Source organism: Enterobacter sp. 4974935, from assembly GCF_058661735.1.
Genome location: NZ_JBZWGT010000003.1, coordinates 3390985 through 3408765, shown reverse-complemented (window position 1 = coordinate 3408765; position 17781 = coordinate 3390985). Strand labels below are relative to the sequence as shown.

Sequence of the window (17781 nt, the reverse complement as noted above, 5' to 3'; positions counted from 1 at the left end):
GGGATGACCCAATGCAAACATGGAAAAAGAAACTGGTTGTATCACAACTTGCATTAGCCTGCACACTGGCTATCGCTTCTCAGGCCAATGCGAAAGATATATCCGGCACGACATATAATACTTTTGGATATGACAATACTGCGTCCACGCCCTGGTATTATGGTTATGCTGACTGGGATTATTCAGATGCCACACATGATGGTGACATTTATCCGGTCGTCAATAAATCAACCGTAAACGGAGTTATTTCGACATACTATCTGGATGATGGTGTCAATGGCCGTGCGAACGCGTTGAGTATTTCTAACAGTACCATTAACGGCATGATCACGTCAGAGTGTATGACCACGACGTGTGCAGATGGCGTAGATACTGACGGCACTACGCATACTCAGTACGATCGTTTTAGCCTGACTGTTGATAACTCCACCATCAACGATACCTACGAGCATTATGCGTATGATGTCGTTAATGGCGATACCACTGAAACGCATTATCTGGACACCTATGGTCTGGGTAACGCCATCACCCTGGATGTTGAGTCTGATATCGTTATTCAGAACAATTCCCACATCGCGGGCATCACGCTGACGCAGGGTTATCAGGAGCTTGATAACACGCCATACGACGGTGTTGAAGGCGTTGCTAACAGCAGCAATATCTTTACCGATACGCTGGTGGTGAAAGACTCTGTGCTGACCTCTGGCGCATACAGCGATCTGGGTACCAGCGGCTTCTACGGTCAAACGGCGAAGCCAAGCGACTACGGTGAAACCAACGCCACGGCTGCGGATGATGCGGCGCTGATCGTTGCTGCCAGTGCGTCTGATAACGCCATGCAGACCACCGCTACCTTCGATCACTCTACCGTTACGGGTGACATTCTTTTCTCCAGCACCTTTGATAACAACTTCTACGAGAATGGCGATCCGGCAACGGATACCACAGAAGATGGCGTCTATAACCCAACCACCAACGGCTGGGATGGTACCGATAAACTGGATGTCACGCTGACCAATGGCAGTAAGTGGGTGGGTGCAGCGCAGTCCAGCGTTGAAGCTATCGGCACTGCGCAGATGTATGGCCAGGGCTACAGCAACGTAGACTGGCACGCATTGTCCCCGAATAGCATCTGGCCTGATTCTACCTTTGACAGCAACGGTCACGTTGCCGGTGAAGAGGTGTATCAGAGCGGCCTGTTCAACGTGGCGCTGGATAACGGTTCCGAGTGGGATACCCGCAAGATCTCCAACATCGATGCACTGACGGTGAACAACCAGTCTCAGGTCAATGTTGAAAACTCCGGCCTGCTGGCAGATTCCATCACCCTGACCAATGCTTCAACCTTGAATATTGGCGACAGCGGTGCCGTGGCAACCGACAGTCTGTATCTGGATAGCTACAGCCGTGCGGCACTGACTGAAGAGACGGCAGAACTGTATGCCAACACCATTACTGTAGACAACGGTGCAGAGCTGGCGCTGGGTCTGGGTCAGGTTGATACGCACAATATGGTGCTGACCGATGGCGGTGTGCTCAACGTTGCCAGCCGCGATTATGTGCTGAACAGCGACCTGAACAACGCACGCTATATCACCAACGATAGCCATAAAGCGGACTACGACTATGGTGTTGTCGCGCTGAACTCTGACGGCCATCTGGCGGTGAACGGTGACGTTGCCGGTAACTATAAAGTGCGCATCGACGATGCGACCGGTGCAGGCTCCGTAGCTGACTACAAAAACAAAGAGATCATTCGCGTCTATGACAATAACGCGGATACCGCTGCCAGCTTTACTGCGGCAAACAAAGCTGATTTAGGTGCATACACCTATCAGGCGCAGCAGAAGGGTGACACCGTTGTTCTCCAGCAGGAAGAGCTGACTGACTACGCCAACATGGCGCTGAGCATTCCTTCTGCTAATACCAACATCTGGAATCTGCAACAGGATACCGTGGGTACCCGTCTGACCAACAGCCGTCATGGCCTGGCAGATAACGGCGGCGCATGGGTGAGCTATTTTGGCGGCAACTTTGACGCGGATAATGGCACCGTTAGCTACGATCAGGACGTAAGCGGCATTATGGTGGGTCTGGATACTCAGATCGACGGTAATAACGCGAAGTGGATTGTCGGTGGTGCGGCTGGTTTCGCGAAGGGTGATATCAGCGATCGTACTGGTCAGGTCGATCAGGACAGCCAGACTGCGATGATCTACGCGTCGGCGAAGTTCATGAACGACATCTTCCTCGACAGCTCCATGAGCTACACCCGCTTCAACAACGACCTCTCTGCTACCATGAGCAACGGTCAGTATGTTGACGGTAATACCACGACTGACGCCGTTGGTTTCGGGATGAAACTGGGCTATGACTGGAAACCAAACCTGTCTGGCTACGTCACGCCTTACGCGGCGATCTCTGGCCTGTTCCAGTCCGGTGATGACTATCAGTTAAGCAACGACATGCGTATCGATGGCCAGTCTTACGACAGTATGCGTTATGAGCTCGGCGTGGATGCAGGTTATACCTTCAACTACGGTGGCGAGCAGGCATTAACCCCTTACTTCAAGCTGGCTTACGTGTATGACGATGCCGACAACAATGCTGATATCAACAATGACAGCATTGACAACGGCGTGGAAGGCTCTGCGGTTCGCGTGGGACTGGGCACTCAGTTCAGCTTCACGAAAAACTTCAGTGCTTACACTGATGCGACTTATCTGGGCGGCGGCGACGTTGACCAGAACTGGGGAGCAAACCTGGGTGTGAAATATACCTGGTAAGAAAAAACGCGGGGGATTTTGCCCCCGCTTTTTTATGTGCTTTAAAAATAATAAAGAACCGACATATACAGATGACTTGAGGTATGCATGAACGTTAATGCGAAACCACTTTCTGAATTAAGCCGGCTCATAAAGTGTCTGGAAGTCGCCGGTACCCCATTTAAAACGGAACCACAACAATTTATAACTACCGGCAATAATGATGATGAACCATTGACATTTGTAATACAATCCGGCCTGACAGTCGTTCACCGTAAATCAGATGAATTACTCGTGGGTATTGCACGGGCACCCTATATTCATGGATTAAGTGCATGGATTAATGACAGCTATCTTGAATATTCCCTGATGGCACAAACACCTTGTACCGGATTTTATTTGCCAGCCTCTACTGCATGCGAAATTATTCAAGAAGCGCAACTCTGGCAAGAAGCATTCTGCTGGCTTTCATGGCTAAATCATTTACTGGGAAAACGTGATATCCAGCTGGTCGGAAATAATTCGTATAGCCAAATTCGGGCGATGCTAATCAATATGGCCGAGTGGGATGACACGCTACGCTCAAAAATTGGTGTGATGAATCATATTCAGCGTAGCACGCGTATATCACGTTCGGTGGTTGCGGAGGTTCTGGCGGCGCTGCGTCAGGGGAACTACATCAATATGAGCCGGGGCAAACTGATCAGTATTAACCGTTTGCCCACGGACTATTAAGCTCAGTTAGCGGCCGTAAGTACCTGCGCTTTATTGGCGCTCAGCTCGGCTACAAGGTTATTTACGCCATCACTCATATTCACGAAGCGGGTGTTCGGTGACCGGGTGACCACCACAAAAGCGCCCACGTTTGATTGCGGAATCATCGCCATGTAGGTGATGAATCCGCCACCCCCACCGGTTTTTTGAATAATACCCGGGCGACCATCTTTTGGCGCCATATATACCCAGCCCATGCCGAGGGCATCGGCTTTACCGGGAACATCCATACCAATGACGCGACGTAACTGAGCACGCTGGTAGATGAGCGTCTGCATTCGGTCGGCCTGATTACTGCGCGCGTAAAAATCCGATGAGAGGAACTGTTGCATCCAGCGCATCATGTCGCCAGGCGTAGAGTAAACCCCACCGCTGCCAATGGCTGCCAGCGTGTTATTACACGGGCTGGCCCCTTTTTCCGCCACCATCAGACGCTTGCACTGGTCCGGGGAGGGGGTGTAAGTAGTATCTTTCATCCCGAGCGGACGCGTGATTTGCTCTTCAAACAGCTGAGGGTAAGGCTTACCTGATGCCGTTGCTAACGCGTCGGCCAGCAGATCAAACGCCAGGTTAGAATAGCCAGCCTGAGAACCCGGGGCCGATTTCAGCGTTGCGGTGCTCAGGTAGTTCCAGCGTTGTTCGCGAGTTGGCCAGACAAAGACAGGGCGATGCGCAGCGCCACCGGGCTGTTCTCGCGGCAGGGCGCTGGTATGGGTCGCCAGGTTCACCAGCCTGATCGGCGTTCCCTGATATGTCGGAACGCGAGCGCCGGGTGGCGCATATTTGCTGAGCGGATCGTCGAGTTTTACCACGCCCTGATCGAGCAATTTCACCAGCATTTCGCTGGTCATCAGCTTGGTTATCGACGCGACACGGATAACGGAATCCAGCTGCGGGCGAACGTTATTTCCCGGTCGTGTTTCACCGAAGCTGCGAAACACCCGCTGGTTACCGTCGATCACGACCAGCGCCATTCCCGTCGCACCACTGCCGTAATAAATAAGGTTCGCATAGCGATCGGCAATGTCAGAGGCCAGAACCGGTGCCGTCAGAGGCTGTGCTGCCTGGGCGGTGGACAGGCTCACCGCACACAGCGCGGCGAAAGAGAGCAGACAACGTTTCAACAAAAAGCATCCATCCAGTGAATAAGGAGAGTTACGGGTAGTTATACTACTAATCGGCGTTGGGCAATCGTCCGATTTGCATAACGATAGCGAGAAAAACGTAACCGTGGGTAAATTTGCACAATTTACTTACGGCCAGACTCCCATTTTGTGACATCGGGCTTATGATAGTCACCAGTTACATTCATTATTGCGGAGAACGGTATGTCTGAAAAGCGTGTGGTTTTGGTGGTTGATATGCAGAATGGGGTGTTTAAGACGCCGCGCCATCAGAGTGAGAAATGTGTCTCACTGATCAATCAGCTTACCCAGGCTGCTGAGGCCGTTATTTTCATACAGCATACTGAAGCTGGCGGGCTAGAGGAGGGGAGCGAAGGGTTTGCATTGCTGCCCGAGCTCAACCAGCCGGCAGGGGCGTTTTACGTCACGAAGACCGCTTGCGATGCCTTCTATAACACTTCGCTCGAGGCACTGTTGCGCGAACAGGGGATCGATGAATTTATTATCTGCGGCTGCGCGACGGATTATTGTGTCGATGCCACCTTTAAAAACGGTGTCAGCCGGGGCTACCACATCACGGTTGCGGAGGATGCCCACACCACGGCCAATCGTCCAGCGGCCGATGCCCAGGTTCTGATCGCGCACTATAACGATGTCTGGCGTAACTTCATCGCCCCTGCCAACCCGCCTTCGGTGAAACGCACCGAAACAATTCTTGAAAACTGGAAAGCGAACTAATAATTCACCCGCAGGTCTGACTTTTTTGCCTGAGCCGGGAGGCTGGCCCAGGCAAGGTTTCGTGTGGCGATATGTTAAACACAGCAACAGCCATAACAACAAGAAGGAAGCACAATGTTTAAGTCTTTTTTCCCAAAGCCGGGGCCCTTTTTCCTGTCGGCATTTATTTGGGCACTGCTGGCTGTCATTTTCTGGCAGGCCGGTGGCGGCGCGTGGCTGACCCGTCTTACGGGGGCAACGGGCGACATTCCCATTAGCGCTGCGCGCTTCTGGTCCATGAGCTATCTGCTTTTCTACGCCTATTACATGCTCTGCGTGGGGCTTTTTGCCATGTTCTGGTTTATCTATTCGCCTCACCGCTGGCAATACTGGTCGATTCTCGGCACGTCGTTAATCATCTTTGTCACCTGGTTCCTGGTGGAAGTGGGCGTGGCGGTCAACGCCTGGTATGCGCCGTTTTACGATCTGATCCAGACGGCGCTGAGTTCGCCGCATAAAGTGACCATTAACCAGTTCTACCATGAGGTGGGGATCTTCCTCGGCATCGCCCTCATCGCCGTGGTGATCGGCGTGATGAATAACTTTTTCGTCAGTCACTATGTGTTCCGCTGGCGTACCGCGATGAACGAACACTATATGGCGCACTGGCAGCACCTGCGTCATATCGAAGGTGCCGCACAGCGTGTGCAGGAAGACACCATGCGTTTTGCCTCTACACTCGAAGATATGGGCGTGAGCTTTATTAATGCCATCATGACGCTGATCGCCTTCCTGCCGGTGCTGGTGACGCTCTCATCCCACGTTCCGGAACTGCCGATTGTCGGCCATCTGCCGTACGGCCTGGTCATTGCCGCGATTGTCTGGTCGCTGATGGGAACGGGACTGCTGGCAGTGGTGGGGATCAAGCTGCCGGGGCTGGAATTTAAAAACCAGCGCGTGGAAGCGGCCTACCGTAAAGAGCTGGTGTATGGTGAAGACGATCCCAACCGTGCGTCACCGCCTACCGTGCGTGAGCTGTTTGGCGCCGTACGTCGTAATTACTTCCGCCTCTATTTCCATTACATGTATTTCAATATCGCGCGCATCCTTTATCTTCAGGTTGATAACGTTTTCGGGTTGTTCCTGCTGTTCCCGTCCATCGTTGCGGGTACGATTACGCTCGGTCTGATGACCCAGATCACTAACGTTTTTGGTCAGGTTCGCGGTTCGTTCCAGTACCTGATTAGCTCCTGGACTACGCTGGTGGAGCTGATGTCCATCTACAAACGTTTACGCAGTTTCGAGCGTGAGCTGGACGATAAGGATTTGCAGGAAGTCACCCATACATTAGGTTAAAAAGGAATTGCTATGCCATTTGCCGTACCACGTGCATTACCGCTGACGTTACTCGCCGCCGTCGTGCTGGCGGGCTGTGCCGAGAAAGGGGCTACCCCGCTCAAAGAAGGGGAGAAGCCCGTTGATGTGGCGAGCGTGGTGCGGCAAAAAATGCCCGCCAGCGTGAAGGATCGCAGTGAGTGGGCTGATGCGCTGGCAACGACCTTCAAAAGTCAGAAGATCGCGCCTACCGAGGAGAACATCTGCTCGGTGCTGGCGGTGGCGCAGCAGGAATCGATGTATCAGTCAGATCCTGTTGTGCCTGGCCTGAACAAAATCGCCTGGAAGGAGATCGACCGCCGGGCCGAATCGATGCATATCCCGGTTTTCCTGGTACATACCGCCCTTAAAATCACCTCGCCAAACGGTAAAAGCTACAGCGAACGGCTGGATACGGTGAAAACCGAGAGGCAGCTCAGCGCCATTTTCGATGATTTCATCAATATGGTTCCGATGGGGCAGAAGCTGTTTGGCTCGCTGAATCCGGTACATACCGGCGGTCCGATGCAGGTAAGCATCGCATTTGCGGAAAAGCATACCGACGGCTATCCGTGGGATATCGACGGTACGGTGCGTCAGGAAGTCTTCTCCCTGCGCGGTGGGCTGTGGTTTGGGACGTATCACCTGCTGAATTATCCGGCCAACTACGATAAACCGCTGTATCGCTTTGCCGACTTTAACGCGGGCTGGTATGCCAGCCGAAATGCAGCCTTCCAGAATGCGGTAAGCCGTGCCAGCGGTGTGAAGCTCGCTTTGGATGGCGATCTCATTGCTTACGGCAGCAGCGAGGCAGGGTCCACCGAACGGGCAGTGCGAAAACTTTCGACGAAGCTGGAGATGAGAAACAGTGACATTCGCCGACAGCTGGAGAAGGGTGACAGCCTGGCGTTTGAGAAAACGGATCTGTATAAGCAGGTTTTCGCGCTTGCAGAGAAGAAAAGTGGAAAGGCACTACCCAGAGCCATTCTGCCAGGCATTCAGCTTGAAAGCCCGAAGATCACGCGTAACCTGACGACCGCATGGTTCGCAAAACGCGTGGACGATCGTCGGGCTCGCTGTATGGGACTGTAATCAGTGGCGGTTGCGCCAGCGCAGCACGAGCGCAATCACGCCCAGAACCATGCTGCCCGCGAGGAAGGGAATGAGCCCGAATACGGTGCTCACGCCTAAACCGATTTCAACGCGCGGGCGGCCTGTATCCTGTACCTGCATCAGATGCTCATACACGCCAGGGGCATGCACCAGCATATTCAGCAGTTGGGTTCCTGCCCAGAAACAAAACAGAACAAACAGGGCATAGGCGATATTCCCCGCCGTGGAGGTTTTTGGTTGTTTTCCGCCAAAAATCGGTTTCGACAATGTAAAGTCTGCCATAAGACCTCCCGAAAATATCACTCTGTTTTAATACGCGTCGTACAGGGTGAGTGTGACAGGTCATAGCATTTGTCAATATCAGAATCGTGGGAAATTCGGCTCAGGATTTCTCCTGGATTGTCGATTTCTGCATCACGTCACAAATTGATAACATAAGTGAAACTACGCTGCTTTTCAGAATTTACGTATCCGCCACAGACGGCTTTATCAAACTGTGAGAGGATAGTTTTTTTTCTGCCGGAGTTGTCATGAAGCTCACTTCCAAACTACGCCGTGACTGGCATTACTACGCCTTTGCGATCGGGCTGATCTTTATACTCAACGGTGTTGTCGGGCTGCTGGGATTTGAAGCGAAGGGCTGGCAAACCTATGCGGTTGGGCTGGTGACCTGGGTAATCAGTTTCTGGCTGGCGGGATTCATTATCCGCCGTCGTCCCGATGAGACGACGGCAGAGAAAGCCGACTAACCGTCAGTTAACAGAGCTTTTCAGGGCGCTGTCAGCGGCGTGACGCTCCAGCGCCAGTTCAATCAGGCGGGTGATCAGTTCCGGATAGCTTATTCCGCTGGCCTGCCACAATTTCGGGTACATGCTGATATTGGTAAAGCCCGGCAGGGTGTTGATTTCGTTAATCACTACCTCGTTATCCGCCGTCAGAAACACATCGACGCGCGCCATCCCACTGCATCCCAGCGCCTGATAGGCTTCAACGGCGATCGCCCGGATCTTGTCGTTAACGTCAGGATCGAGCGCGGCGGGAACCACAACCTGGGCACCTTTGTCGTCAATATATTTGGTGTCGTAGGAGTAGAAGTCGCTATTCAGCACCACTTCACCACAGGTACTCGCCTGCGGGAAGTCGTTACCCAGTACGGCGCACTCAATTTCGCGCCCGTTAATTCCCTGCTCAACCACCACCTTGTGGTCAAACTCAAAGGCCAGACGAACGGCATCGTTAAACTGTGCTTCGCTGGTGACTTTGCTGACGCCGACGGACGAGCCCTGATTCGCCGGTTTCACGAACAGCGGCAGGCCGAGTTGCGCCTGGATCTGCGCGAAGCTGTGTTTATCGCGGTTGGCGCGAGTGAGCGTGACGAACGGTGCAATATTCAGACCGGCGTCGCGCAGCAGACGTTTAGTGACGTCTTTATCCATGCAGGCGGCAGAACCCAGCACATCGGAGCCGACAAACGGCAGGTTCGCCATCCGCAACATGCCTTGCAGGGAGCCGTCTTCGCCCAGCGTGCCGTGAACGATAGGGAACACCACGTCAATCTGTGCCAGCGCCTGCGCGTTCCCGGCATCGATAAGCTGTCCCTGTGCCACGCCTGGAACCGTTGCGACGCTGATATCAGAAGGATTAAGGGCGATGCGCGCCGGATCGTCAGCGTGTAACAGATACTGGCTGGCATCGTTAACATGCCATTGGCCCTGTTTATCAATGCCCAGCAGCACCACGTCAAAACGGCTTTTATCAATCGCATCAACGATATTTTTAGCCGATTGCAATGACACCTCGTGCTCTGATGATTTTCCCCCAAAGACAATACCTACGCGCTGCTTTGCCATCTCACTCTCTTCCAGTCTGACGAAAAGCCAATAACATACCACGATGCCCGGCGGGTTTCGCGGCCTTCTGCCATAATGTTTTGAGGGATGTTGAAGGGGGGCGCGTGAAAGGAAAAGGTCTGCTTATTCTTATTGTTATTGCCGGGATCGCCACGGTGGGCTACCGCTGGTTGCCGCCGCATTACAACCCTTTCGTGCCGCTTACGCTTGACGATCCGCCTGGAAAAATAACCCAGTTTAAACTCCGGCACTTAACGCCGCAGGCGTGCGAAAATCTGTTAGCGCAGGCGAATCAACGCCAGCTTATCCGTACCCAGGCGGTCGCTGACAGCGCCGGTGAGTGTCCGCTGAGTAACGTGGTGCGCGTGCGCGATTTTGGCCCGGTCAGCCTGAACGGCAGCTTCCTTGCCAGTTGCCCGCTGGCGTTAAGCTCGGCGCTGTTTGTCAGCCAGCAGGCCCGGCCGCTCACCAAAACCTGGACCGGCAGCGAGCTTACGCGTATTGAACATCTGGGCAGCTTCGCCTGCCGCAATATCTACAGCCGCCCGGATGCGCGGCGCAGCGAACATGCCACGGCGGATGCGCTGGATATCAGCGCTTTCAGGCTGGCAAACGGACAGCGTGTTACCGTCCTCAACGGCTGGAAAGCGGAAAAGACGCAGCCCTGGCTACAGGCGCTGCTGTCGGCAAGCTGCGGCTATTACGGTAACGGTCTGGGGCCGGACTACAATGCCGCCCATGCCAACCATTTCCATCTGGGAATGCGCGGCTATGGCTTATGTCGATGAAGCATAATCTTCCGCCGAAAATTGGATAGATTGTGACTTATCTCACAAATATGATGACTGGGAAGATAAAACACCAAAGTCTGCAAGGCCGCATCTCTGGCGCTATGTCATTGCGCGTAACTTGCTAATCTGTCGGCGAATTCGCCTAAAAATGAAGACTATTTCTGTTATGGAATCCTGGAAAGTTAACCTCATTTCAGTCTGGTTCGGCTGCTTCTTCACCGGACTGGCTATCAGCCAGATATTGCCCTTCCTGCCGCTTTACGTGTCGCAGCTGGGGGTCACTTCCCATGAAGCGCTCTCTATGTGGTCCGGCCTGACGTTCAGCGTGACGTTTCTGGTGTCCGCCATTGTGTCACCGATGTGGGGCAGCCTTGCGGATCGCAAGGGGCGCAAGTTGATGCTGCTCCGCGCCTCGCTGGGGATGGCGATAGCCATTTTGCTCCAGGCCTTCGCCACCAACGTCTGGCAGCTGTTTATTCTGCGGGCGATAATGGGGCTGACCTCCGGGTACATTCCGAATGCCATGGCGCTGGTGGCCTCACAGGTACCGCGCGAGCGGAGCGGCTGGGCACTCAGCACGCTTTCCACGGCCCAGATTAGCGGTGTAATTGGCGGCCCCCTGCTCGGCGGCTTCCTGGCTGACCATGTTGGGCTGCGTGCGGTCTTTATCATTACCGCCATCCTGCTAACGGTCAGCTTTCTGGTCACCCTTTTTCTGATTAAAGAGGGCGGTCGGCCTGTCGTCAGCAAATCAGAACGCCTGAGCGGAAAGGCGGTTTTCGCCTCGCTACCTTATCCTGGCCTGATGATTAGCCTTTTTGTGACAACGATGGTGATCCAGCTCTGTAACGGCTCGGTGGGACCGATTCTGGCGCTGTTTATCAAGTCGATGGCACCGGACAGCAGCAACATTGCTTTTCTGAGCGGGATGATTGCCGCCGTGCCGGGCGTGTCGGCGCTGATGTCCGCTCCGCGTCTGGGGAAACTGGGCGACAGGATCGGTACGGCACGCATTCTGATGGCAACGCTCATCATTGCGGTGATCCTTTTCTTTGCCATGTCGTTCGTCACAACACCGCTTCAGCTCGGGGTGTTGCGCTTCCTGCTTGGCTTCGCGGATGGTGCTATGCTGCCCGCTGTACAGACGCTGCTGGTGAAATATTCCAGTGACCAGGTAACCGGCCGCATTTTTGGCTACAACCAGTCGTTCATGTATTTAGGCAACGTAGCGGGCCCGCTTATTGGCGCCTCGGTCTCGGCGATGGCGGGTTTCCGCTGGGTATTTGCCGCGACGGCGGTGGTGGTGCTTCTTAATATTATTCAACTGGCCTTTGCCTTGCGCCGTCGCCGGCGAATCGCTGAGGCAATGTCAGCCCGGCAAACACGATAATATATTATTAATTCTTATGATGGCCGCATTTTTATATAACGAAATGCGGCTTCTGTCTTTTAGAAAAACGTTTCGCTTGCGCTCCGAAATATCTTTTTTGGCAGCAATGTCACTTTTGCATAAGATAAAACCAATCCATGCTTTTCATTATTCAGTGAGGGTGTTAATTTCAGGGGAAATCACATAAGGACATAGCACCATGAAAAATCTCATTGCTGAGTTGTTGGTTAAGCTTGCCCAAAAGGAAGAAGAGTCGAAAGAGCTGGTTGCCCAGGTCGAGGCGCTGGAGATCGTTGTGACGGCGCTGCTGCGACAGATGGCAAAACCAGAGCAGGAGGCGTTGATCGACAACGTTGAAGGCGCGCTGGAAAAAGCTCGCCCTGATTCACAGGTGCCTGCAGAGGACGCGGAGCTGCTTCAGCAATACGTAAAGAAGCTTTTAAGGCATCCTCGCAGTTAAACGGCCAGAGGTGAAATGACGTGTCACAGAATTGTCATGCCGGATGCTTGGCGTCGCTCTGTTTTTATTTTTACCCCGTTACCATGGGGAAATTAAAATGAAGCAGAGCACACTTTTCACCGCATTAAACTCGCTCGTAATTACCTCCTCCGTTCCTGCGAAACCGGTTAATAATAATCGCGCTGCGACGGGACTGAAATAACCCTGAATCACGGTGAAAATCATGGCCGCAGGGTGGTTTTTTTCCCGTAACGAACCAGACTTAACGTGGAACTTCACATAAAGGATGGTGCAATGAAAACAACAATACTGGTTACCCTGCTCTCTGGCCTGTGTCTGATCGCCTCAGCACATGCGGAAGAGAAAACGTTAACGCCCCAGCAGCAGCGCATGACGACCTGTAACCAACAGGCGACCTCGCAAAGTCTGAAAGGGGATGCCCGTAAAACGTATATTAGCGACTGCCTTAAAAATGGTACGACCAAACCGGGTGAAAAAAGCCTGACCCCGCAGCAGCAAAAAATGCGCGAGTGCAATGCCCAGGCGACACAGCAGATGCTTAAAGGCGACGATCGCAGCAAATTTATGAGCGCGTGCCTGAAAAAACAGGCGTAGTGCTAACGGGTGAGTCACGGCTGTGGCTCACCCAAAATTTCATACTTTCCCCGCTATCCCCCTCTCTATAATTTGGGAAAATGTTTCAGAATATTCCCAAAAATGATGAATGATGAGTTTTATGACAATCACGAGAACATTCGGGAAGCGTGGTATCAGCAGCTTTCTCAGGATGACTCATACCGTTCCGGTCTGCGATTTGCCCGGCGAATACGGCTGGCACGCATCGTTGGTCTGGCGGCGCTGTTTGTTCCGCTTGCCAGCGTTCTGGTGAGTCAGCTTCTTTCTGGCGTCTGGTGGTTGTTATTGGTGGGCTGGGTCTTTGTCTGGCCCCATCTGGCCTGGCAGCTGGCTTTTCGTTCGACCTGCCCCCACAGCGGTGAAATCGTTAATCTGAAAATCGATGCCATCATTGCTGGCGTCTGGATGGGATTAATAGGGTTCAATGCGCTGCCAACGGCGGCGCTGATCGTGATGATCGGCATGAACATGATGGGATCGGGGGGATGCCGCTTATTTCTGACAGGACTTGCGCTGCTTGCTCTGTCTGCCCTGCTCACCGTGCAATCCACGGGTACTCCTGTGCTATTGACCTCTGAACCGCTGGCGTTGTGGCTGACGCTCCCCGTGCTGGTGGTCTACCCCATGCTGTTTGCCTGGCTCAGCCACCGCACGGCGATCCGGCTGGCAGAGCATAAGCGTCGGCTTGAGCTGATGAGTACCCGCGACGGAATGACCGGCGTGTTCAATCGCCGTCACTGGGAAACGTTGCTGCGTAACGAATTTGAGGCCTGCCGTCGCAGCCATCGACAGGCGACGATACTGCTCATCGATATCGATCACTTCAAGACGATCAACGACACCTGGGGGCATGACGTGGGGGATGAAGCGATTGTCGCCATCACGCGCCAGCTTCAGCTGACCCTGCGCGCAGGCGATTATATTGGCCGCTTCGGGGGAGATGAATTTGCGGTGATCATGTCCGGCACGCCTGCCGACAACGCGATTGCGGCGATGGCGCGCGTCCATGAAAGGCTGGTCAACATGCCGCTGCACGGAGCACCTATGGCGAGGTTGTGTATCAGCGTTGGGGTTGCCCCCTGGGGGGCGCAGTTCACGCACTATCGTGAATGGCTAAAGGCCGCGGACGTGGCCCTCTATAAAGCCAAAAATGCCGGACGGGGTCGCACCGAAGTGGCCGCCTGACGCCCGGCGTAACGCATCAGGACTTACTCAGCTTCTCTGATTTTTCCATGCATTTTTCCATCGCCTCGATCACGGCGGAGCGGAACCCGCGCTCTTCCAGCACGCGCACGGCTTCAATGGTTGTGCCACCCGGCGAGCACACCATATCTTTCAGTTCGCCCGGATGTTTACCCGTTTCCAGCACCATTTTGGCCGAGCCCATCACCGCCTGCGCCGCAAATTTGTAGGCCTGCGCGCGCGGCATACCGCCAAGTACGGCGGCATCGGCCATGGCTTCGATAAACATAAAGACATACGCCGGGGCAGAACCGCTCACGCCGACAACCGGGTGGATCATCGGTTCGGCAATCACTTCCGCTTCGCCGAAGCAGCGGAAAATGTTCAATACATCCGCCACCTCTTCAGAAGTAACCAGCGCGTTCGGGGTAACGGAGGTCATACCGGCATTTACCAGCGACGGGGTGTTTGGCATGGCGCGAACAATCTTACGGTCGTGCCCCAGCGCGCGGGCGAGCTGATCGAGGGTCACGCCTGCGGCAATCGACACCACCAGGCTCTCTTTGTTCAGGCTGGAGGTGATCTCGCTCAGGACTTTAATCATGATATTCGGCTTAACGGCGCCAAAGACAATGTCCGCCACCTGAGCCACTTCCTGCGCGCTTTCGGCGGCGTTGATACCATACTCATCACGCAGCGCCGCGACTTTATCCGGGGATGGGGTGAAGACCCAAATCTGCCCCGGCAGCACCTGGCCGCTGGCTATCAGTCCACCGAGGATAGCTTTACCCATGTTTCCGCAGCCGATAAACCCGATTTTCTTATCCATCACGTCTCTCCGTTATTATGCGTTGTTATCTCTCATTGATAGCTTAACAACGAAATGCAGGCGACAATAGTCGCCAGAATCATAATGGGGAGACACTATGGCGATTTGGGTTGATGCGGACGCGTGTCCGAATGTGATTAAAGAGATTTTATTCCGCGCCGCCGAGCGGGTGCAGATGCCGATGACGCTGGTGGCGAACCAGAATATCCGCGTGCCGCCCTCCAGGTTTATTCGTTCTCTGCGCGTGCCGGCCGGGTTCGACGTGGCAGATAATGAGATAGTACGCCTGTGTGACGCAGGAGATCTGGTGATCACGGCGGATATCCCGCTGGCTGCCGACGTGCTGGCGAAGGGGGCCGCGGCGCTTAACCCGCGCGGCGAGCGCTACTCTCCGGCAACGATCCGGGAGAAGCTCACCATGCGTGATTTTATGGATACCCTGCGTTCCAGCGGCGTGCAAACCGGTGGGCCGGACAGCCTGTCGCAGCGCGATCGCCAGCAGTTTGCCGCCGAGCTGGATAAATGGCTGCTGGAAGTGAAGCGCCGCCCGGCGTAGCCCACCTCCGGGCTGTTTTGTGGTACAGTGTGACTTCCACAGGCTTGTCATTCCGTACCGCTTTGCAGTAAAGTTAGCGCAACATCTTCTGCAATCATTTCTTTACAGCCTTCAGTTATCCGGCAGCAAGGGGAACACCTGGTTATGAACCCACCCATCTTTTTAGTTGGCCCTCGCGGCTGTGGGAAAACCACCGTTGGTCTGGAGCTGGCGCGTCTGTGCCAGAGTCAGTTTGTCGATACTGACCACTGGCTCCAGGAGAATGCCGGTAAGACCATCGCCGATATCGTGGAGAATGAGGGGTGGGAGAGCTTTCGTGCGCGCGAAACGGCCACGCTGGAAGCGGTGACCGCGCCGTCAACCGTGATTGCGACCGGTGGAGGCATTATTCTGGCGCCGTATAACCGCCAGTTTATGCGCGAAAAGGGTGTCGTAATCTACCTCTGTGCCCCGGTTTCTACGCTGGTGGGGCGGCTGGAGGCGTTTCCGGAAGAAGGGCAGCGCCCGGCGCTGACCGCGAAACCGCTGAGTGAAGAGGTCAGCGAGGTCCTCGCCGAACGCGATGCACTGTACCGCGAGGCGGCACACCACGTTGTGGATGCGTCAGCGTCACCCGAGAAAGTTGCGATTCAGATTATTACCGCCCTGCGTTTGGCTTGCGCCAGCTGACAGCCGTCTATACTCATAGCTCAGACATAAAAAAAGGATGAGCTATGCCAACCAGACCTCCCTATCCACGTGAAGCCCGCATCGTTACCGTTGAAAAAGGTAATAGCGATCAGACCGTAACCTGGTACCAGCTGCGTGCCGATCACCCTAAACCTGATTCGCTGATCAGCGAACATGAAACCGAACAAGAAGCGCTGGATGCGAAACGGCGCTATGAGGATCCTGAGAAGTCCTGACAGGAATCCGAATTCGTTACAACCGTGCCTGAATCACACTTTTAACATATCGCTGATGTTAAGCAGCAGTTAATATTTAGTTATTACAGGTGGATTCGGAAAGGCCAGTCGATCTTTACATTACGGTGTAGAGATCCCCTGCTACGCTTGGTGCTGTTTTGTTGAATAAATGAACAGTGCAGCGTAGTGAGCCTGTACCTGTGTGGCAGTAGTGGTAGTAACGGAAGGCGATCAAAATGAAGGCGACGTTGGCGATCCTCACGATTGGTGTGGTGCCTGTAAGCGAAGTATTACCGCTCTTAACCGAGCATGTCTCTGAACAACAAATTACGCATCTCAGTCTGTTAGGGAAGCTGAGTCGGGAAGAGGTCATGGAAGACTACGCAGTCGGGGAGGGGGAAGATCCCCTGGCAACGTTACTCAGTGACGGTAAACTGGCGCACGTGTCACGCCAGAAAATTGAGCGCGCGCTACAGGGTGTGATCGAAGTGCTCGACAATCAGGACTATGACGTCATTTTGCTGATGAGCACAGCACCCGTTAAAGGACTCAGCGCGCGTAATGCCATTCTGCTCGAACCGATGCGGATTATCCCCCCGCTGGTGGCGTCAATTGTTGATGGTCATCAGGTGGGCGTGATCGTTCCCGTAGAAGAACTGCTGGATAACCAGACGGTGAAGTGGGCCGCGCTGGAGCACACCCCGTTGTACGCGCTGGCAAACCCGTTCTGGGACAGCGAAGCGAAGCTGATTGCGGCCGGGCAGGAGTTGATTGACAGAGGGGCGGATGTCCTGATGCTGGACTGCCTGGGCTTCCATCAACGGCATCGTGATTTACTGCAAAAGGCGCTGGATGTTCCGGTGCTGCTCTCTAACGTCCTGATGGCGCGTCTGGCGTCAGAATTACTGGTGTAATGATTTTGCGTGACAGGTCATGAGCATGGCCCCTATAGTGGATTTTTCTCTATAAATATAAGGGCCAGTTCATGCTTCAAAGTAACGAATACTTTTCCGGTAAAGTGAAATCCATTGGTTTTACCAGCAGCAGCACTGGCCGCGCCAGTGTCGGCGTCATGGCGGAAGGGGAATACACCTTTGGCACCGCAGAAGCGGAAGAGATGACGGTGGTCAGTGGTGCGCTGAACGTCCTGCTGCCGGGTGAAACGGAGTGGAAAGTCTATAGTGCCGGGCAGGTGTTCAACGTGCCGGGCCACAGCGAGTTCCATTTGCAGGTTGCAGAGCCAACCTCTTATCTGTGCCGCTATCTGAAATAAAAGCATGCCGGGTGGCGCATTCGCTTACCCGGCCTACGTTTT

Annotated in this window: 20 protein-coding genes; 16 read left to right on the top strand and 4 right to left on the bottom strand. The window is 54.1% G+C overall.

What is annotated here, in order from left to right:
* Positions 1 to 11: 11 nt before the first annotated feature.
* A complete protein-coding gene (locus AC4OVS_RS17615) occupies positions 12 to 2786 on the top strand; it encodes an autotransporter outer membrane beta-barrel domain-containing protein (RefSeq protein WP_126291979.1) in 2775 nt (924 codons plus the stop codon).
* Positions 2787 to 2873: 87 nt separating this feature from the next.
* A complete protein-coding gene (locus tag AC4OVS_RS17610; RefSeq protein WP_022647199.1) occupies positions 2874 to 3500 on the top strand; it encodes a helix-turn-helix domain-containing protein in 627 nt (208 codons plus the stop codon).
* A gap of 2 nt (positions 3501 to 3502) precedes the next feature.
* Here AC4OVS_RS17610 and ampH read toward each other — a convergent pair whose 3' ends face one another.
* On the bottom strand, positions 3503 to 4663 hold the full coding sequence (ampH, locus tag AC4OVS_RS17605; RefSeq protein WP_022647200.1) for a D-alanyl-D-alanine-carboxypeptidase/endopeptidase AmpH: 1161 nt from the start codon (positions 4661 to 4663) through the stop codon (positions 3503 to 3505).
* Between the two features lie 204 nt (positions 4664 to 4867).
* On the opposite strand from ampH, the gene AC4OVS_RS17600 reads away from it, so the two are divergent.
* From AC4OVS_RS17600 to AC4OVS_RS17590, 3 genes are all read left to right on the top strand, one after another.
* A complete protein-coding gene (locus tag AC4OVS_RS17600) occupies positions 4868 to 5401 on the top strand; it encodes an isochorismatase family protein (protein ID WP_320678479.1) in 534 nt (177 codons plus the stop codon).
* Between the two features lie 114 nt (positions 5402 to 5515).
* Positions 5516 to 6736: a peptide antibiotic transporter SbmA gene (sbmA, locus tag AC4OVS_RS17595; RefSeq protein ID WP_022647202.1), complete on the top strand. Its 1221-nt coding sequence runs from the start codon at positions 5516 to 5518 to the stop codon at positions 6734 to 6736.
* 12 nt (positions 6737 to 6748) lie between these two features.
* Entirely contained in the window at positions 6749 to 7846 is a 1098-nt protein-coding gene (locus tag AC4OVS_RS17590; protein WP_491922598.1) for a DUF1615 domain-containing protein, read from the top strand.
* Here the strand turns inward: AC4OVS_RS17590 and AC4OVS_RS17585 are convergent, their stop codons facing one another.
* A complete protein-coding gene (locus AC4OVS_RS17585) occupies positions 7847 to 8149 on the bottom strand; it encodes a DUF2755 family protein (RefSeq protein WP_003859159.1) in 303 nt (100 codons plus the stop codon).
* A gap of 248 nt (positions 8150 to 8397) precedes the next feature.
* On the opposite strand from AC4OVS_RS17585, the gene AC4OVS_RS17580 reads away from it, so the two are divergent.
* Entirely contained in the window at positions 8398 to 8616 is a 219-nt protein-coding gene (locus tag AC4OVS_RS17580; protein WP_022647204.1) for a DUF2754 domain-containing protein, read from the top strand.
* A 3-nt stretch (positions 8617 to 8619) separates the two neighbouring features.
* On the opposite strand, the gene ddlA is transcribed toward AC4OVS_RS17580, so the two are convergent.
* On the bottom strand, positions 8620 to 9717 hold the full coding sequence (gene ddlA, locus AC4OVS_RS17575; protein WP_022647205.1) for a D-alanine--D-alanine ligase: 1098 nt from the start codon (positions 9715 to 9717) through the stop codon (positions 8620 to 8622).
* Between the two features lie 104 nt (positions 9718 to 9821).
* Between ddlA and AC4OVS_RS17570 the strand changes: the two genes are divergently transcribed.
* From AC4OVS_RS17570 to adrA, 5 genes are all read left to right on the top strand, one after another.
* Positions 9822 to 10505 carry an extensin-like domain-containing protein gene (locus AC4OVS_RS17570; RefSeq protein ID WP_250116712.1) on the top strand — a complete coding sequence of 228 codons (684 nt, stop codon included), beginning with the start codon at positions 9822 to 9824 and terminating at the stop codon, positions 10503 to 10505.
* 169 nt (positions 10506 to 10674) lie between these two features.
* Positions 10675 to 11898 (top strand): multidrug efflux MFS transporter, encoded by a 1224-nt coding sequence (locus tag AC4OVS_RS17565; RefSeq protein ID WP_425968814.1) that lies wholly within the window; start codon positions 10675 to 10677, stop codon positions 11896 to 11898.
* Positions 11899 to 12097: 199 nt separating this feature from the next.
* On the top strand, positions 12098 to 12358 hold the full coding sequence (gene iraP / locus AC4OVS_RS17560) for an anti-adapter protein IraP (RefSeq protein WP_003859148.1): 261 nt from the start codon (positions 12098 to 12100) through the stop codon (positions 12356 to 12358).
* A gap of 294 nt (positions 12359 to 12652) precedes the next feature.
* The gene (gene psiF, locus AC4OVS_RS17555) at positions 12653 to 12973 is read left to right on the top strand and encodes a phosphate starvation-inducible protein PsiF (RefSeq protein ID WP_491922597.1); all 321 of its coding nucleotides are present in this window, start codon (positions 12653 to 12655) and stop codon (positions 12971 to 12973) included.
* Positions 12974 to 13075: 102 nt separating this feature from the next.
* Positions 13076 to 14179, top strand: a complete 1104-nt coding sequence (adrA, locus tag AC4OVS_RS17550) for a diguanylate cyclase AdrA (protein WP_023305562.1) — start codon at positions 13076 to 13078, stop codon at positions 14177 to 14179.
* 16 nt (positions 14180 to 14195) lie between these two features.
* Here adrA and proC read toward each other — a convergent pair whose 3' ends face one another.
* Positions 14196 to 15005, bottom strand: coding sequence for a pyrroline-5-carboxylate reductase (gene proC, locus AC4OVS_RS17545; RefSeq protein WP_023305563.1), 810 nt, complete (start codon positions 15003 to 15005; stop codon positions 14196 to 14198).
* A 97-nt stretch (positions 15006 to 15102) separates the two neighbouring features.
* Here proC and AC4OVS_RS17540 point away from each other — a divergent pair, with 97 nt between their 5' ends.
* The 5 genes from AC4OVS_RS17540 to ppnP all read left to right on the top strand — a co-directional run bounded on the left by AC4OVS_RS17540 (position 15103) and on the right by ppnP (position 17739).
* Positions 15103 to 15561 (top strand): YaiI/YqxD family protein, encoded by a 459-nt coding sequence (locus AC4OVS_RS17540; RefSeq protein WP_022647211.1) that lies wholly within the window; start codon positions 15103 to 15105, stop codon positions 15559 to 15561.
* A 144-nt stretch (positions 15562 to 15705) separates the two neighbouring features.
* Complete coding sequence (gene aroL / locus AC4OVS_RS17535) at positions 15706 to 16230, top strand: shikimate kinase AroL (protein ID WP_023305564.1); 525 nt, start codon at positions 15706 to 15708, stop codon at positions 16228 to 16230.
* Positions 16231 to 16274: 44 nt separating this feature from the next.
* Entirely contained in the window at positions 16275 to 16466 is a 192-nt protein-coding gene (yaiA, locus tag AC4OVS_RS17530) for a protein YaiA (protein ID WP_023305565.1), read from the top strand.
* 236 nt (positions 16467 to 16702) lie between these two features.
* Positions 16703 to 17380: an AroM family protein gene (locus tag AC4OVS_RS17525; RefSeq protein ID WP_003859133.1), complete on the top strand. Its 678-nt coding sequence runs from the start codon at positions 16703 to 16705 to the stop codon at positions 17378 to 17380.
* Between the two features lie 71 nt (positions 17381 to 17451).
* Complete coding sequence (gene ppnP, locus AC4OVS_RS17520; RefSeq protein ID WP_003859131.1) at positions 17452 to 17739, top strand: pyrimidine/purine nucleoside phosphorylase; 288 nt, start codon at positions 17452 to 17454, stop codon at positions 17737 to 17739.
* Positions 17740 to 17781 lie beyond the last annotated feature (42 nt).

Excerpts from the sequence above, each read along its gene's own strand:
- AC4OVS_RS17615 (WP_126291979.1), top strand. The coding sequence starts at position 12 with ATGCAAACATGGAAAAAGAAACTGGTTGTATCACAACTTGCATTAGCC.
- AC4OVS_RS17610 (WP_022647199.1), top strand. The coding sequence starts at position 2,874 with ATGAACGTTAATGCGAAACCACTTTCTGAATTAAGCCGGCTCATAAAG.
- AC4OVS_RS17600 (WP_320678479.1), top strand. The coding sequence starts at position 4,868 with ATGTCTGAAAAGCGTGTGGTTTTGGTGGTTGATATGCAGAATGGGGTG.
- sbmA (WP_022647202.1), top strand. The coding sequence starts at position 5,516 with ATGTTTAAGTCTTTTTTCCCAAAGCCGGGGCCCTTTTTCCTGTCGGCA.
- AC4OVS_RS17590 (WP_491922598.1), top strand. The coding sequence starts at position 6,749 with ATGCCATTTGCCGTACCACGTGCATTACCGCTGACGTTACTCGCCGCC.
- AC4OVS_RS17585 (WP_003859159.1), bottom strand. The coding sequence starts at position 8,149 with ATGGCAGACTTTACATTGTCGAAACCGATTTTTGGCGGAAAACAACCA.
- AC4OVS_RS17580 (WP_022647204.1), top strand. The coding sequence starts at position 8,398 with ATGAAGCTCACTTCCAAACTACGCCGTGACTGGCATTACTACGCCTTT.
- ddlA (WP_022647205.1), bottom strand. The coding sequence starts at position 9,717 with ATGGCAAAGCAGCGCGTAGGTATTGTCTTTGGGGGAAAATCATCAGAG.
- AC4OVS_RS17565 (WP_425968814.1), top strand. The coding sequence starts at position 10,675 with ATGGAATCCTGGAAAGTTAACCTCATTTCAGTCTGGTTCGGCTGCTTC.
- iraP (WP_003859148.1), top strand. The coding sequence starts at position 12,098 with ATGAAAAATCTCATTGCTGAGTTGTTGGTTAAGCTTGCCCAAAAGGAA.
- psiF (WP_491922597.1), top strand. The coding sequence starts at position 12,653 with ATGAAAACAACAATACTGGTTACCCTGCTCTCTGGCCTGTGTCTGATC.
- adrA (WP_023305562.1), top strand. The coding sequence starts at position 13,076 with ATGATGAATGATGAGTTTTATGACAATCACGAGAACATTCGGGAAGCG.
- proC (WP_023305563.1), bottom strand. The coding sequence starts at position 15,005 with ATGGATAAGAAAATCGGGTTTATCGGCTGCGGAAACATGGGTAAAGCT.
- AC4OVS_RS17540 (WP_022647211.1), top strand. The coding sequence starts at position 15,103 with ATGGCGATTTGGGTTGATGCGGACGCGTGTCCGAATGTGATTAAAGAG.
- aroL (WP_023305564.1), top strand. The coding sequence starts at position 15,706 with ATGAACCCACCCATCTTTTTAGTTGGCCCTCGCGGCTGTGGGAAAACC.
- yaiA (WP_023305565.1), top strand. The coding sequence starts at position 16,275 with ATGCCAACCAGACCTCCCTATCCACGTGAAGCCCGCATCGTTACCGTT.
- AC4OVS_RS17525 (WP_003859133.1), top strand. The coding sequence starts at position 16,703 with ATGAAGGCGACGTTGGCGATCCTCACGATTGGTGTGGTGCCTGTAAGC.
- ppnP (WP_003859131.1), top strand. The coding sequence starts at position 17,452 with ATGCTTCAAAGTAACGAATACTTTTCCGGTAAAGTGAAATCCATTGGT.